The 13610-nt window shown below is 64.8% G+C and carries 13 protein-coding genes, 1 other RNA gene and 1 riboswitch; of the genes, 6 read left to right on the forward strand and 8 right to left on the reverse strand.

Features of this window, described 5'->3' with window-relative positions; all coding sequences use genetic code 11:
- Positions 1 to 69: 69 nt before the first annotated feature.
- Genes cobC through HV711_RS20070 form a run of 6 tightly spaced genes read right to left on the reverse strand, consistent with a single transcriptional unit; the run spans position 70 to position 6361 of the window.
- Positions 70 to 660 (reverse strand): alpha-ribazole phosphatase, encoded by a 591-nt coding sequence (cobC, locus tag HV711_RS20050; protein WP_028360392.1) that lies wholly within the window; start codon positions 658 to 660, stop codon positions 70 to 72.
- Positions 645 to 1430 (reverse strand): adenosylcobinamide-GDP ribazoletransferase, encoded by a 786-nt coding sequence (locus tag HV711_RS20055; RefSeq protein ID WP_035482861.1) that lies wholly within the window; start codon positions 1428 to 1430, stop codon positions 645 to 647. The genes cobC and HV711_RS20055 overlap by 16 nt, the downstream gene beginning before the upstream one ends.
- Positions 1431 to 1478: 48 nt before the next feature.
- Positions 1479 to 2540 carry a nicotinate-nucleotide--dimethylbenzimidazole phosphoribosyltransferase gene (gene cobT / locus HV711_RS33520; RefSeq protein ID WP_035482862.1) on the reverse strand — a complete coding sequence of 354 codons (1062 nt, stop codon included), beginning with the start codon at positions 2538 to 2540 and terminating at the stop codon, positions 1479 to 1481.
- A gap of 33 nt (positions 2541 to 2573) precedes the next feature.
- Entirely contained in the window at positions 2574 to 3416 is an 843-nt protein-coding gene (locus HV711_RS33525; protein WP_035482883.1) for an ABC transporter ATP-binding protein, read from the reverse strand.
- Positions 3413 to 4471, reverse strand: coding sequence for a FecCD family ABC transporter permease (locus HV711_RS20065; RefSeq protein WP_035482863.1), 1059 nt, complete (start codon positions 4469 to 4471; stop codon positions 3413 to 3415). The genes HV711_RS33525 and HV711_RS20065 overlap by 4 nt, the downstream gene beginning before the upstream one ends.
- Positions 4472 to 4498: 27 nt before the next feature.
- Positions 4499 to 6361 carry a TonB-dependent receptor domain-containing protein gene (locus HV711_RS20070; protein ID WP_035482864.1) on the reverse strand — a complete coding sequence of 621 codons (1863 nt, stop codon included), beginning with the start codon at positions 6359 to 6361 and terminating at the stop codon, positions 4499 to 4501.
- A gap of 88 nt (positions 6362 to 6449) precedes the next feature.
- Positions 6450 to 6759, reverse strand: a riboswitch (cobalamin riboswitch).
- Positions 6760 to 6977: 218 nt separating this feature from the next.
- Between HV711_RS20070 and HV711_RS20075 the strand changes: the two genes are divergently transcribed.
- From HV711_RS20075 to HV711_RS20095, 5 genes are all read left to right on the forward strand, one after another.
- Positions 6978 to 7334: an ATPase gene (locus HV711_RS20075; protein WP_015001970.1), complete on the forward strand. Its 357-nt coding sequence runs from the start codon at positions 6978 to 6980 to the stop codon at positions 7332 to 7334.
- Entirely contained in the window at positions 7331 to 7645 is a 315-nt protein-coding gene (locus tag HV711_RS20080) for a cell division protein ZapA (RefSeq protein WP_013338465.1), read from the forward strand. The genes HV711_RS20075 and HV711_RS20080 overlap by 4 nt, the downstream gene beginning before the upstream one ends.
- Before the next feature lie 161 nt (positions 7646 to 7806).
- A non-coding RNA gene (ssrS, locus tag HV711_RS20085) (6S RNA) lies at positions 7807 to 7988 on the forward strand.
- A gap of 164 nt (positions 7989 to 8152) precedes the next feature.
- Positions 8153 to 8611 carry an EVE domain-containing protein gene (locus tag HV711_RS20090; protein WP_035482866.1) on the forward strand — a complete coding sequence of 153 codons (459 nt, stop codon included), beginning with the start codon at positions 8153 to 8155 and terminating at the stop codon, positions 8609 to 8611.
- 248 nt (positions 8612 to 8859) lie between these two features.
- The gene (locus tag HV711_RS20095) at positions 8860 to 9591 is read left to right on the forward strand and encodes an SIMPL domain-containing protein (protein ID WP_035482867.1); all 732 of its coding nucleotides are present in this window, start codon (positions 8860 to 8862) and stop codon (positions 9589 to 9591) included.
- Between the two features lie 107 nt (positions 9592 to 9698).
- Here the strand turns inward: HV711_RS20095 and lgt are convergent, their stop codons facing one another.
- On the reverse strand, positions 9699 to 10598 hold the full coding sequence (gene lgt, locus HV711_RS20100) for a prolipoprotein diacylglyceryl transferase (RefSeq protein ID WP_013587465.1): 900 nt from the start codon (positions 10596 to 10598) through the stop codon (positions 9699 to 9701).
- 109 nt (positions 10599 to 10707) lie between these two features.
- Positions 10708 to 11772, reverse strand: a complete 1065-nt coding sequence (locus tag HV711_RS20105) for a LysR family transcriptional regulator (protein ID WP_035482868.1) — start codon at positions 11770 to 11772, stop codon at positions 10708 to 10710.
- 130 nt (positions 11773 to 11902) lie between these two features.
- Here HV711_RS20105 and ilvD point away from each other — a divergent pair, with 130 nt between their 5' ends.
- Complete coding sequence (ilvD, locus tag HV711_RS20110; RefSeq protein WP_035482869.1) at positions 11903 to 13576, forward strand: dihydroxy-acid dehydratase; 1674 nt, start codon at positions 11903 to 11905, stop codon at positions 13574 to 13576.
- The last annotated feature ends 34 nt before the right edge of the window (positions 13577 to 13610 follow it).

The following is a 13610-nucleotide window of genomic DNA, read 5'->3' on the forward strand; positions in this document are numbered from 1 at the left end:
CTTAGGAGCGTGAGTCAAGAGCGTCACTCGTGACTCAGCCGCGGCAAAGCGGACGAACCGCGCCCGCGCTCACGCATTCCATTTCACAAGCGACCACGCCTGCCCTTCGGCGCCGCGGCGAAGCCAGACCATGCCGCCCGTCTCGAGCGACCAGCGCAAGCAGCGTTCGAGCGGCAGATCGAGCGCGAGTGACGCAATCGCGCGCATCACGCCCGCATGCGTGACCACATACGCGGGCGAGAGTTCGCGAGTCTGCGTGTACGCATCGAACCATGCCCGCACGCGCATGACGAACTGCGCCACGCTCTCGCCGCCATGCGCTCGCGCGTGTTCGAAATTCGCAGCCCAGTCGTCGAGCAGTTCGCGATCGATCGCGTCCCAGCGGCGCTCTTCCCAAGCGCCGAAGTTCATTTCCTTCAAGCGGTCGTCGTGGCTCAGCACGCAGCCGAAATCGTTCGCCATTTCGACGGCGAGCGCGGAGCAGCGCGTCAGCGGACTCGACATGACGACGCGCGGCGCGGGGACCTGCAAGGCCGCCAGCCGCAGCGCGAGCGCGGCCGACGACACGTCGGCGGCCTCGGCGAGCGCCACGTCGCTGTGGCCGTAGCAGACACCCGCGTCGAGCGCGACGGCGGGATGGCGAATCAGAACGATATCCATGCGAGCCCCACGAGGTAGATGCCCAGTTCGAAAATCTGCTGCGCCAGGCCAAGGCAGTCGCCGGTGTAGCCGCCTATGCGCCTCGTGAAATAGCGGCCCATTGCAAAGCGCAGCACGAGCAGCAGCGCAAGCGCCGCGCCGGCAAAACGCCAGTCGCCCATGAAGAGCCCACGCGGACCGTCCGGCCACAACAGCCACGGCAATCCGAAAATCGCCGCACACAGGAGTGCTGGGGCGCTCAGACGCTGCGCAACCGGCTTCGCCTTGCCTTCGGCGCGCACGTAGTCGTGCGTCGCGAGGTAGCTGATTGCGCCCGCGCGGCTTGCCGCATGGGCCGCGATCATCAGACTGGCGGCGCGCAGCGGCGGCAACGCGGCGAGCGTTTGCCACTTGAGCGCGAGCGCAACGACGAGCGCGATTGCGCCGAATGCGCCGATCCGCGAGTCATGCATGATGCGCAACACGTCGTCGCGCGTATAGGCGCCACCGAACGCATCGACGCAATCGGCCAGACCGTCCTCATGAAACGCGCCGGTGATCAAGAGCGACGACGCCATCGACAGCAACACCGCGATGCCCGCCGGAAACACGCGCAGCGCCGCGAGGTAGACTAGTGCACTGACGCCGCCGATCAACACGCCGACGAGCGGAAAATAACGCGCCGCCGCATTCAGATAGTGCGGTTCGTAGCCGACCCAGCGCGGCACGGGCACACGCGTGAAATAGCCAAGCGCCGTGAAGAAATAGCGCAATTCCGCCAGCGGGTTCATGGGTGCGTCGTCGCGTGCATGATGTGGGAAAAAGTCGGCGCGCGTCGCTCAGGCTTCGCGATTCGCGACGCCAGCCGATTCGAAGCTCGCCATCTCGTTGATGAACGCGCAGGCCGCGCGCAGCAGCGGCACGGCGAGCGCCGCGCCGGTGCCTTCGCCGAGCCGCATGTCGAGCGACAGCAGCGGCTTCGCGCCGAAATGCGCGAGCATGCGCCGGTGCCCCGCTTCGTCCGATGCATGCGCAAACACGCAGTATTCGCGCACGTGAGGCGTGATCGCGTCGGCAACCAGCAGCGCCGAACTGGCGATGAAGCCGTCCACGACGATCGTCATCCGTGCGTGCGCAGCCGCGAGATACGCGCCCGCCATCATGGCGATTTCAAAGCCCCCGAAGGTTGCGAGCACATCGAATGCGGCATGACACGCGTCGTGATGCGCGAGCGCCGCGGCCAGCACAGCGCGCTTTTTCGCGAGCCCCGCGTCGTCGAGACCGGTGCCGCGGCCCACGCACTCGCCGATCGGCACGCCGCACAGGCGGCTCATCAGACACGCCGCCGCCGACGTATTCGCGATGCCCATCTCGCCGAAACCGATCACATTGCTGCCGAGCGCCGCGTGATGCCGCACGCGCGCGGCGCCCGCTTGCATGGCGGCCAGCGCCTCGTCGTACGTCATCGCCGGTTCGTGCGCGAAGTTGCGCGTGCCCGCCGCAACGGGAATGTCGACGAGCCCGTCGGTGCGCGGCAGCGGCGTCGCAATGCCCGCATTCACCACTTCGAGTTCGATGCCCGCCACGCGGCTGAACGCATTGACCGCCGCGCCGCCCGCGAGGAAATTCGCAACCATCTGCGCGGTCACCGCTTGCGGATAAGGGCTCACGCCTTCGGCGGCAATACCGTGGTCGCCCGCGAACACGATCAGCACCGGCCGTTCTACCGCGGGACGCGTGCTGCGCTGGATCAGGCCCATTTGACGCGCGAGCGTTTCGAGCTGACCGAGACTGCCGGGCGGCTTCGTCTTCGTATCGATGATGTGCTGAAGTTCGCCGCGCAAGCTTTGATCGAGCGGTTCAACTTCGGGCAACGCGGCCGAGCCAGTCGTGAATGTCATGAGTGCCTGCAAATAGATGATGTTGTGTTCTGTTTATCCGCGTGCCGGCCTGTCATGAACCGAAAGCGATTCGTGACGCGAACGCGCTGCGGGAATGAGCGCCTCGTGGTCGCCCTCGCGGATCAGGATGAGCGGATAGCCGAATATGCGGCTCGTCAATGCGGGGGTGAGTACGTCGCGCACGGGGCCGGCATAGGCGGCGCCCTCGCCGTCGAGGAGCAGCGCGTGCGTCGCAAAGCGGCGCGCCAGATTCAGATCGTGACATGAAAAGAGGACCGTGCGTGCCGCCTCGCGTGTCCATTCGTGGAGTACTTCCAGGCACTCTATCTGATGATGCAGATCCAGATGCGCAAGCGGTTCGTCGAGCAGCAAGAGCGGTGCCTCCTGGCACAACACGGCGGCGAGCGCCACGCGCTGGCGTTCGCCGCCGGAGAGCGACAACACGTCGCGCGCCGCCAGATCGCTGAGGCCGAGCACATCCAGCGCCGCGCGCGCGGCCTCGCGATCGACCTCACGCTCCCAGCCCCAGCCGGTCAGATGCGGAAAGCGGTTGAGCGTGACGACGTCGAGCACACTTGCGCTGAAGGTGTCCGGCGTGCTTTGCGGCATGAGCGCGCGACGCTGTGCGAGTGGCTGGCCGTGCCAGTCGGCAAGGCGCACGCCGTCGAGTTCGACGTGCCCCGCCACGGGTTGTCTCAAACCCGCGAGCGTCGACAGCAGCGTCGTTTTGCCCGCGCCGTTCGGACCGGCCACGCACCAGATTTCGCCCGGATAGAAGGTATGCGTGAAGGCGTCGAGCAAGGTCCGGGCGCCGGCGCGCAAGGTTACGCGCTGGGCGCTGAGCGAGGCTTGGGCGAGGTTGGAGGCGTGCATCATCGGCGCGTGCGCAGCAGCATCCACAGGAACACGGGCACGCCGACGATCGACGTGATGACGCCAACCGGCAATTGCGCAGGCGCGATGACAAGGCGCGCGACCAGGTCGGCGCCCATGACCGCGACGCCGCCGCCAAGCGCCGCGGCGGGCAGCAGCATGCGTTGATCGTTGCCGAACGCGAGCCGCAGCATATGCGGTACGACGAGCCCGACAAAGCCGATGGTGCCCGCCGTCGTCACGGCCGCCGCCGCGGCGAGCGAGGCTGCGAGGTAGACGCGCAGCCGCAGCGGCATGACCGCGACGCCGAGCGCCTGCGCGACCGCGTCGCCTCGTAAAAGCACATTCAGTCGCGGCGCCACCGGCACGATCGCAATCAGCACGACGACGAGCGCGGCAAGCGCGGTCCACGGCATCGCGTTGCCGTTGAGGTCGCCGGTGAGCCAGAACAGCATGCCGCGCAAACGATTGTCGGGCGCGAGATTCAGCAGCAGCGTGATCAGCGCGCCCCAACCGGCGGCGATCACCGCGCCCGTCAGCAGCAAACGCGGCGACGTGTCCTGCGGTTCGCCGCGCCACAATTCGCGGCGTGCAAGTCCGAGCACGAGAAGGATCGACACGAAGGCGCCCGCGAACGCGGACGCATCGACGAGCCACCACGCGCAGCCGGCGATCATCGCGACGAGCGCGAAGCTGGCGGCTCCACCGGAGACACCCAACACATAGGGCTCCGCCAGCGGATTGCGCAACAGCACCTGCAGCAGCGCGCCCGCTATCGCCAGCAATGCGCCGCATGCGAAGCCGGCCAATGCGCGCGGCAGACGCAGCGTGCGCACGATCTCGCCGGCGAGATCCGCAGACGCCGCGTGCGGCGAAGACGCAGGCAGCGGCGCCAGCGCCTCGATCACGCTCGACGGCGCGAGCGCCACGCTGCCCAAGGCGAGCGACGCCATCAGCACGACCAGCGCGGCGAGCGCGAGCACGAGCCAGATGGCGGCGGCGCGCTTTGCGCTCATCGGCTGGAGCGTGGCGGGCAGCGAACCGGGATGCCGGCTCATCGGCGCGCGCCCGGCAGGGTGCACGGCCTACTGCTGCTGCCAGCCGACCGTGACATACGCACCGCGCCGCGGCGAGTTATACGAGTAGGCCGTTTCATAGTCCTTGTTCAACAGATTCTGGATTTGCGCGGCCACGTACCAGGCCTTCGTGATGTTGTAGCGCGCGGACAGATTCACGATGCCGTAGCCGCCCAGCTTGCCGCTGCTGTCTTCCCGCGGGCCGCTCACGATCCACTCGCCGCCCACGCGCCACCCTGCGATGCTGCGATTCACGGCGAGCGACGCAAAACGCCGCGCACGCCGCACGAGATCCACGTCGTTGTCGAGGTCGACGGGATTTTGCAGCGTCAGCGACGCGCGCACGTCCGTCTTGCCCACATGTCCGCTCCACGATCCTTCGAGTCCCTGCACTTTCGCGTGCCCCACGTTCTCGGCCAGGTAGATGCCCGGCGTGACCTGCTGATAGTCGATCAAGTTCGAATAGCGCGTCTGGAAAGCGCTCAAACGCATCACGCCGAGCGCATTCGACGCGTACTGCAGCGCCGCTTCCACCGAGTGGCTGCGCTCGGGCTGGATGGACGGATTGCCGCTTAGCGGATAGTACAGATCGTCGAAGCTCGGCGCGCGAAACGAATCCGAGTAGTTTGCGCTCACCTTCCAGTGCGACGTGATGTCGAAGCCGTAGCCGAGATAGTAACTGTTCGCCCCGCCGAAATCCGAGTACTGGTCGCGCCGCACGTTCGCCTGGACCTGGTGGCGTCCAAAGCGCGCCGTGTAGCCCGCAAAGCCCGAATCCACGCGACGGGTAGGCGCGGCAAACGTATCGGAATCGAGGCTCTGATCCAGATGCTCGTAGCCGATGCGCAGCTTCTGCTGCGCGGCAAGCGCGAAATCGTTCTGCCAGATGTACTGGCGATTGTCGGTATCGAAACGGCCGCTGTAGAGGCCGTTGGTGTTCGACACGCTGCGGTCGTCGCCTTCGGAGACGATGAAGTGCGTGGTCCACCAGTCGGTCAGCTTGCCGTTCGCAAACGCGGACACCTGGCGCACCTTCGTGTACAGGTTGTTCAGATCGGTCGGCGCCCCATACGCGTTGTCGTAGCTGTTGTTGCCGTTCGACTGGAAATAGCTGACGCCCGCGTCCCATCTGTCGCCGAACTTGTGACGCAGCGACGCCGAGATGCTCTCGTTCAGATAGCCGTTCGCGTTGGGATTCGCATTGGGCGCCTCGCGCGGATTGAGCGCGGAAAACCCGTCGTCCTTCGAGCGCGCAAGCGAGATGCTGAAGGTCGTGCGGCCGTCTTTATCCAATGCGCCGTTCGCACCGATTTGCTGCGTCTGCGTGTGATAGCTGCCGTAGCCCACGGAGAAATTGAAGCGCGGCGGATGCTCGCCGCCGTCTTTCGTGAACACCTGGACCACGCCGCCAATCGCGCCCGAACCATACAGCGCGGACACGTTGCCGTTCACGACCTCGACGTGATCGATCTGGTCGAGCGGAATCTGCGCGATTTGCGCGGCGCCGAGACTCACCGAATCGACACGCACACCGTCGATCAGAACCAGCGATTGCGTCGATGACGCGCCACGCAAATAGAGGCTCGCCGTCGAACCGGGCCCACCCGTATGCGAGATTTGCGCGCCAGGCGCGAGTTGCAGCAGGCCGGGCAGATCCGTCGCGGTGGTGTCGGCAAGGTCCTGCTGATCGAAGAGCGACGTTTGCGGAATCGTGTCGGCGAGCGCTTGCGGACCGCGCTCGGCCGTCACGACGACCGGCGATAAAACAGTGAACGGAGAGTCGGCGCTTGCAGGCGCGGCGGCCTGCGCATGCGCGACATGCGGCAGCCCTGCAGAAGCGAGCAACACCGCGCGGGCGATGGGGGACAACATGGAATGAGATTTCCCGTGGATGGCATGCGCGGCCCGCTTCCCCGCAGGCCTTCGCGTAACGGGGCGCGTGCGCTTTTGACATTCGCGCTTCGCGCCCCTCCCTCTGGCCGGTATCCGGGCTGGCGACCTTCATCCCGCCTTCCCACGCGTGACGCGCAGTGGCACACTCGCGAGTTGAACCGGCGTTGAACCGGAACACGCGATGGGGATCGAACTGCAAAGCGCGAACTGCTCTGCTGCGTATGCAGTATTGAACTGCAATACGAGCACGCGAATGCGGTCGCTTACCGTTGCGGGGGCAGCGCAGGTTGGCGCGTTCAGATGAACCGCGCGCCCTGCTTCCCGTTTAACTGCGCGCACGGTGAATGCGCGCGGGCACCAGAGTGCGGCCAGTGTATGAGCGCCCTCTGAGCGAGTCAAGAATGCGAGCCGCGCGTGCGTTCGATTCCGACAGGGTCGAGCTATTGTCCGACGCACACGCCGGCACGCGAGTAGTTTTTCTTCTTCAGTTGAAAAAAGCCTGCAAAAAGCGGTGTTGTTACGTCTCGAAACGAGACAATTGTCGGAACGTGCGACATTCCGCGCTAAAATGCGATGTCTTTAGAGGACGCAGCACATGCTCACCGAACTCGAAACACTCTCACAGAATATCGGCAAGCTGATCGCGATCAGCCAGCGCCACAATGAAGCGCGCGTCGCGCTCGAAGAGCAACTCGCCCAATCGCGCGCCGAAGCCGAAGCGACGCGCACGGAACTTGCACTGCTGCGCGAGGAACGCGATGCACTGGAGGCGGAGCGCGACGCGCTGTCGGCCAAGATCGACGACGCTCAGGTGCGTCTGAACGCGATCCTCGAGAAATTGCCGCGTGCGCGCGCGCATCACGAGCCGGACAACCAGCTCGATCTGCTCGAGCCCGCTCAGCATGAAGTGGAAGCGGAGAGCGACGCCACTCGCCACGGAGAAAATGCATGACCACCAAGCAGATCGAAGTATCGATTCTCGGCGTGCCCTATCGTCTCGCCTGCTCGCCGGAAACGGAAGGTGCGCTGCTCGAGGCAGTCGCGCGAGTCGACGCCGAAATGTCGAAGATCCGCAATAACAGCAACGTGCGCGGCACGGATCGCATTGCCGTCATGGCTGCGCTGTCGCTGGCATCCGAACTGCTTAAGCTGCAACAAAGCGTGCGTCACGGAGAAGCATTTCCTGCTGAGGAAATCCGGCGTACAATGCATCAAATGAACGAACAACTGGGCACTGTCATCGCGCAGTACAGCGTGCAGTAACCAGTGGTTGCAAGTAGTGCTGGAGTGGGTGCAGTACTGCTGACCGGTCTTGCGACCGGTCGGGAATTCAAGCGAAAGCGCGCAGGCGCAGCGTTCGTGAAGCATGCTCGAACCACGCATCGCAAACGTTTGAATTCAGTCGTTTTAGTTTCATCGGTTTAGCTTCCCTGCCTGGTTCGCCAAGGTCATATATTCCTTGAACCAATGCCATGTGCACGGTTGCGGAAATTTGTAGCACGGGCGTGCGCGTCACTCTGTCTGATGTACCCGAAGTGCTGCTAACTGCGACCAATTCTGAACCCCCGGTTCAGGATGCCGGCCTAGCGGCTAAGGCGGGGACCTTATTTGGAACGGCATCGGACTTGCGTCCGGTGCCGTTTTTGTTTGTGCGTCGCGTTCTGCGTCTCTGTTTTGCATCTCTGTCTCGCGGCTGCGTTTTGCAGTTGTATGTTGCAGCGGTTTCCCCTGCTTCTTCAAACCCTTAACGTTCAACGTTCAATTCGATTCATGCGCTACTGGCTAATGAAGTCCGAACCGGACGAAGCAAGCATCGACCATCTCGCCAACGCCCCGCACCGCACGCTGCCTTGGACCGGCGTGCGCAACTATCAGGCGCGCAACTTCATGCGCGACGTTATGCAGATTGGCGACGGCGTGCTGTTCTATCACTCGGGTTGTCCGGAGCCCGGAATCGCGGGGCTCGCGGAAGTCGCGTCCACGGCATATCCGGACCCCACGCAGTTCGACAGCAAGAGTCCGTATTACGACCCCAAGTCGTCGCAGGAAACGCCGCGCTGGCTGCTCGTCGACGTCGTGTTCAAGAAGAAGATTCCGCTGATTCCGCTCGCGGCCTTGCGCGAACACGAAGAGTTGAAAGACATGCGCGTGCTGGCACGAGGCAACCGCTTGTCGATCACGCCTGTGACCGAAGCGGAGTGGCGCTTCATCACGAAGCGGCTTGTTTGAATTCGCCGGGTTCCTGGCAGTGCTTCGGCGCGCCTGCGATTGGACGCGGGCGACGTTGTGAGCAAAGGTTGCAGCAACGTTAAATTAGGGAACCAAGCTCAGGTTACAGGCGCCTAACGGACTCGCAAACGGCTCGGGCAACGCTGCGCCGCCGTTGCATCGCGCGGGGTCTCGCGTAGTTCTCACGTAGTTCTCGCGAACCTCTCCCGTTTTTCGCGCGCCATCGTGTTCAAGCAAGGAGTCCAACAATGACCAAACACACCACACGTGCACTCGCTTTCGCGCTTGTCTGCGCCGCACCTGCTGCGCTCGTGCTCTCGCCCGCCCCCGCGCGCGCGCAGAGCGTCGCGCCCTATCAACCGGCCGGCGTGCTGTCGCTGAATGCGCAGGCGAGCGCGGAGGTACCGCAAGACGTCGTCGACATTACGCTGTTCTACGAGCAGGAGGCGAGCGATCCGTCGGCGCTGACCTCAACGCTGAATCAGCGCGCCGATTCGGCGCTGCAAAAAGCGAAGGGCGTGAGCGGCGTGACCGCGCGCACGGGTTCGTTCTCGATCTATCCGTCTACCGACCGCGACGGACGCATCTCCGCGTGGCGCGGCCGCACGGAAATCGTGCTGGAGTCGCACGACTTCGCGGCGGCGTCGAAGCTCGCGGGGCAAATGGCTTCCATCATGCAGGTGGGCAACGTCCAGTTCTCGCTGTCACCCGCAGCGCAGCGCGCCGCCGAGCAGAAGCTGACCGGCGAGGCGATCCGCTCGTTCCGCGAGCAGGCGGCGTCGTCCGCGCAGGCATTCGGCTACAGCGGCTATTCGATTCGCGAGGTCAACGTCGGGCACAACGGCGTGATGCCGCGGCCCGTCATGATGATGAGCGCGCGCGCCATGGGCGCCGACGCGAAGATGGCGGCGCCGGTGCCGATAGAAGGCGGCACGTCGACGGTGACGGTCAACGTGTCGGGCTCGGTGCAAATGAAGTAACGCGCAGCTACCCCGCCGGGTTGTAGCACTCAACGAAAACGCCACCGCATGCAGTTCATGCGGTGGCGTTTTGCTGTCAATCGCTTGCGCGCGGAACGCGCCGCGCGTTACGGCAACGCGTGCGCGGTTTCGCTGCGGCCACGGCGATACGACCACACGAGCATGGCAATGCCTCCGAGGATCATCGGCAGCGAGAGCCATTGACCCATCGAGAGGCCCATCGCGAGCAGTCCGAGGAAGTCGTCGGGCTCGCGTGCGAATTCGACCGTGAAGCGCGCGAGGCCATAGCCGATCAGGAAGACCGCGGAAATGGCGCCGAGCGGCTTCGGTTTGCGCGAGAAGAAAAACAGCACGAAGAAGAGTGCGACGCCTTCGAGCGCGATCTCATACAACTCCGAAGGATGACGCGGCAGCATGTGATATTGCGCGAACACTTCGTTCAGATGCCATTGCGCGGCCAGTTGCGGATGCGCGGAGAGCCACGCGGCGTCGTCGGGCGCGGCGCCGGGAAAGAGCATGGCCCACGGCGCGGACGGATCCGTCACGCGCCCCCACAACTCCCCGTTGATGAAGTTGCCGAGCCGCCCCGCCGCGAGGCCAGTCGGCACCATCGGCGCGACGAAGTCTGTGACCTGCAGCCACGAGCGCTTGCGCTGATACGCAAACAGCATCATCGCGAACGTGACGCCGAGAAAGCCGCCGTGAAACGACATGCCGCCTTCCCAGACCTTGAAGATATCGAGCGGATGCGCAAAGTAAAAGCTGGCCTTGTAGAACAGCACGTAGCCGAGCCGGCCGCCGAGAATCGTGCCGAGCACGCCGTAAAACAGCATGTCGTCGATGTCTTTGGCCGTCCAGCCTTGGGCCGCGACGTACGGCAAACGCAGCCGGAGCCGGCCGACGACAATCGCCGCGATGAACGCGACGAGGTACATCAGTCCATACCAGCGCACGGCAAGCGGCCCCAGGTGAATGGCGACGGGGTCGAAGTTCGGGTGAATGAGCATCGTGTTGTTATGGGCAGTTCAGGTTCAGAAGCTTGTTTGTACGGACGACGGGCGGCGCGCGCCGCCTGCGTTGGACGGCTCAGCGCGTAATGCGTTCGCGGCCGCCGCGCTAATTTTCGGGTCGGCCTGGCTGCGCCGCGACATGGGACGCCGTCGGCTGCGCCGCGGGATCGGACGTAGCCGGCTGCGCTGCGACATCGGACGTAGCCGGCTGCGCCGCCGCAGCCGCGGCGTGAGCGCGCACGATGTCGATGAAGCCCGCGAGCACCGGACTTACCTCAGCGCTGCGCCAGACGAGACCTGTCTCGATAGCGGGCACGGACTCCGACAGCGGCCGGTACACGACGCCCGTGCGGCGCAGGTTACGCAGCGATTGCGGCACCAGTGCGACACCCATGCCGGCCGATACGAGACTCACGATGGTCTGCATCTGTATCGCCTCCTGACCGACCCGCGGCGCGAGCCCCGCCACGCCGTAGCAATCCATAATGATGTCATAAAAGCCCGGCGCCAAACGTCTTGGGAAGACGACGAGCGGCGCATCGGCCACTTCCCGCAGGCTGACCGGCGCGTCGAGCCATTCCGCGCGCGGATCGCCGGCGCTGCCTACGGCCGCCGCCACGCGCGCCGCCGTCTCCGTCGACATTGCAATGACGAGCGGTTCGCGCTCGATCGGCAGCCACGACAACTGCGTGGCATGCCGCGACGGCAGCGGCGCGATCACAAGTCCAGCGTCGATGCGCCCGGCCATGAGTTCGTCCACCTGCACGTCGCTCGTGGCCTCCGTCAACTCGAGCCGCACGCGCGGATGACGCGCGCCGAAGTCGCGCAACAGGCGCGGGAGCAAACCATAGTCAGCCGTCGACACGAACGCGAGCGACAGCACGCCCGCCTCGCCGCGCGCGAGACTCTGCGCGAGCGGCCGCAGGCCTTCCGCGCCCGCCAGCAGGCGCTGCACCTCGGGCAACAGGTCGGCGCCGACGCGCGTCAGCTCGACCGAGCGCTTGGTGCGCGCGAACAGTTCGACGCCGAGCGTCTCCTCCAGCACGCGAATCGCCTGCGACAGCGGCGGCTGCGTCATCGACAGGCGCGCGGCTGCGCGGCCGAAGTGCTTTTCTTCGGCGACGGTCACGAAATAGCGCAACTGACGCAGGTCGGGAACGGCTGGCAGCATAATTAATACATTTTACGACCTAATCGGCCGTCAATAATATATTGGACACGCGTATCGCAAAATAGCATTCTGGGCCGACGCGTCCGAACTACACTGGACCGACCAGCAAAACAACAGACTGGAGCTCCCCATGCCTTACAACCGTCGTTCGAAGAACATCACGCAGGGCGTGGCCCGTTCGCCGAACCGCTCGATGTACTACGCGCTTGGCTATCAGAAGGAAGACTTCGACAAGCCGATGATCGGCATTGCAAACGGCCACTCGACAATCACGCCGTGCAACGCCGGCCTGCAGCGTCTGGCCGACGCGGCCGTCGCCGCGGTCAAGGGCGCGGACGCGAATCCGCAGACCTTCGGCACGCCGACCATCTCCGACGGCATGTCGATGGGCACCGAAGGCATGAAGTACTCGCTGGTGTCGCGCGAAGTGATCGCCGACTGCATCGAGACCTGCGTGCAAGGTCAGTGGATGGACGGCGTGGTCGTGATAGGCGGCTGCGACAAGAACATGCCCGGCGGCATGATCGGCCTCGCGCGCATGAACGTGCCCGGCATCTACGTGTACGGCGGCACCATCCGTCCGGGCAACTGGAAGGGCACCGACCTGACCATCGTGTCGTCGTTCGAGGCGGTCGGCGAATTCGCGGCGGGCCGCATGTCGCAGGAAGATTTCGAAGGGGTCGAAAGAAACGCGTGCCCGTCCACGGGTTCGTGCGGCGGCATGTACACGGCCAACACAATGAGCTCGTCGTTCGAGGCGCTCGGCATGTCGCTGCTGTATTCGTCGACGATGGCGAACCCCGACCAGGAAAAAGTCGACTCCGCCGCCGAATCGGCGCGGGTGCTCGTCGAAGCGGTCAAGAAAGACCTGAAGCCGCGCGACATCATCACGAAGAAATCGATTGAAAACGCCGTGGCGCTGATCATGGCGACGGGCGGCTCGACCAACGCCGTGCTGCACTATCTGGCGATCGCCCACGCCGCGGAAGTGGAATGGACCATCGAGGACTTCGAGCGCATGCGCAAGAAGGTGCCGGTCATCTGCAACCTGAAGCCGTCGGGCCAGTACGTCGCGACGGATCTGCACAAGGCCGGCGGCATTCCTCAGGTCATGAAGATTCTGCTCGACGCGGGGCTTTTGCACGGCGACTGCATCACCATCACCGGCAAGACGCTCGCCGAGGAACTCAAAGACGTGCCGGCCAAACCGCGCGCAGACCAGCAGGTGATTTTTCCAATCGAACAGGCGCTGTACAAGGAAGGCCACCTCGCGATCCTGAAGGGCAATCTGGCGGAAGACGGCGCGGTCGCGAAAATCACCGGTCTGAAGAACCCGGTGATCACCGGCCCGGCGCGCGTATTCGACGACGAGCAAAGCGCGCTCGAAGCGATTCTGGCGGACAAAATCGTCGCCGGCGACGTCGTCGTATTGCGCTATCTCGGGCCGAAGGGCGGTCCGGGCATGCCGGAAATGCTCGCGCCGACATCGGCGATCATCGGCAAGGGCCTGGGCGAAAGCGTCGGTCTCATCACCGACGGGCGCTTTTCGGGCGGCACGTGGGGCATGGTGGTCGGCCACGTCGCGCCGGAAGCGTTCGTGGGCGGCACGATCGGCCTTGTGCAGGAAGGCGATTCGATCACCATCGACGCGCACCGGTTGCTGCTGCAACTGAACGTCGACGACGCCGAACTGCAGCGCCGCCGCGCCGCCTGGCAGCAACCGAAGCCGCGTTACACGCGGGGCGTGCTGGCCAAGTATTCGGCTCTCGCGCTGCCCGCCAACAAGGGCGCGGTCACGGGCTGACGACGGGCGGCTTCCGGCGAAGCAGGCTGCACAA

It is taken from the genome of Paraburkholderia phenoliruptrix (assembly GCF_902859825.1).
GTDB classification, from domain to species: Bacteria; Pseudomonadota; Gammaproteobacteria; order Burkholderiales; family Burkholderiaceae; genus Paraburkholderia; species Paraburkholderia phenoliruptrix.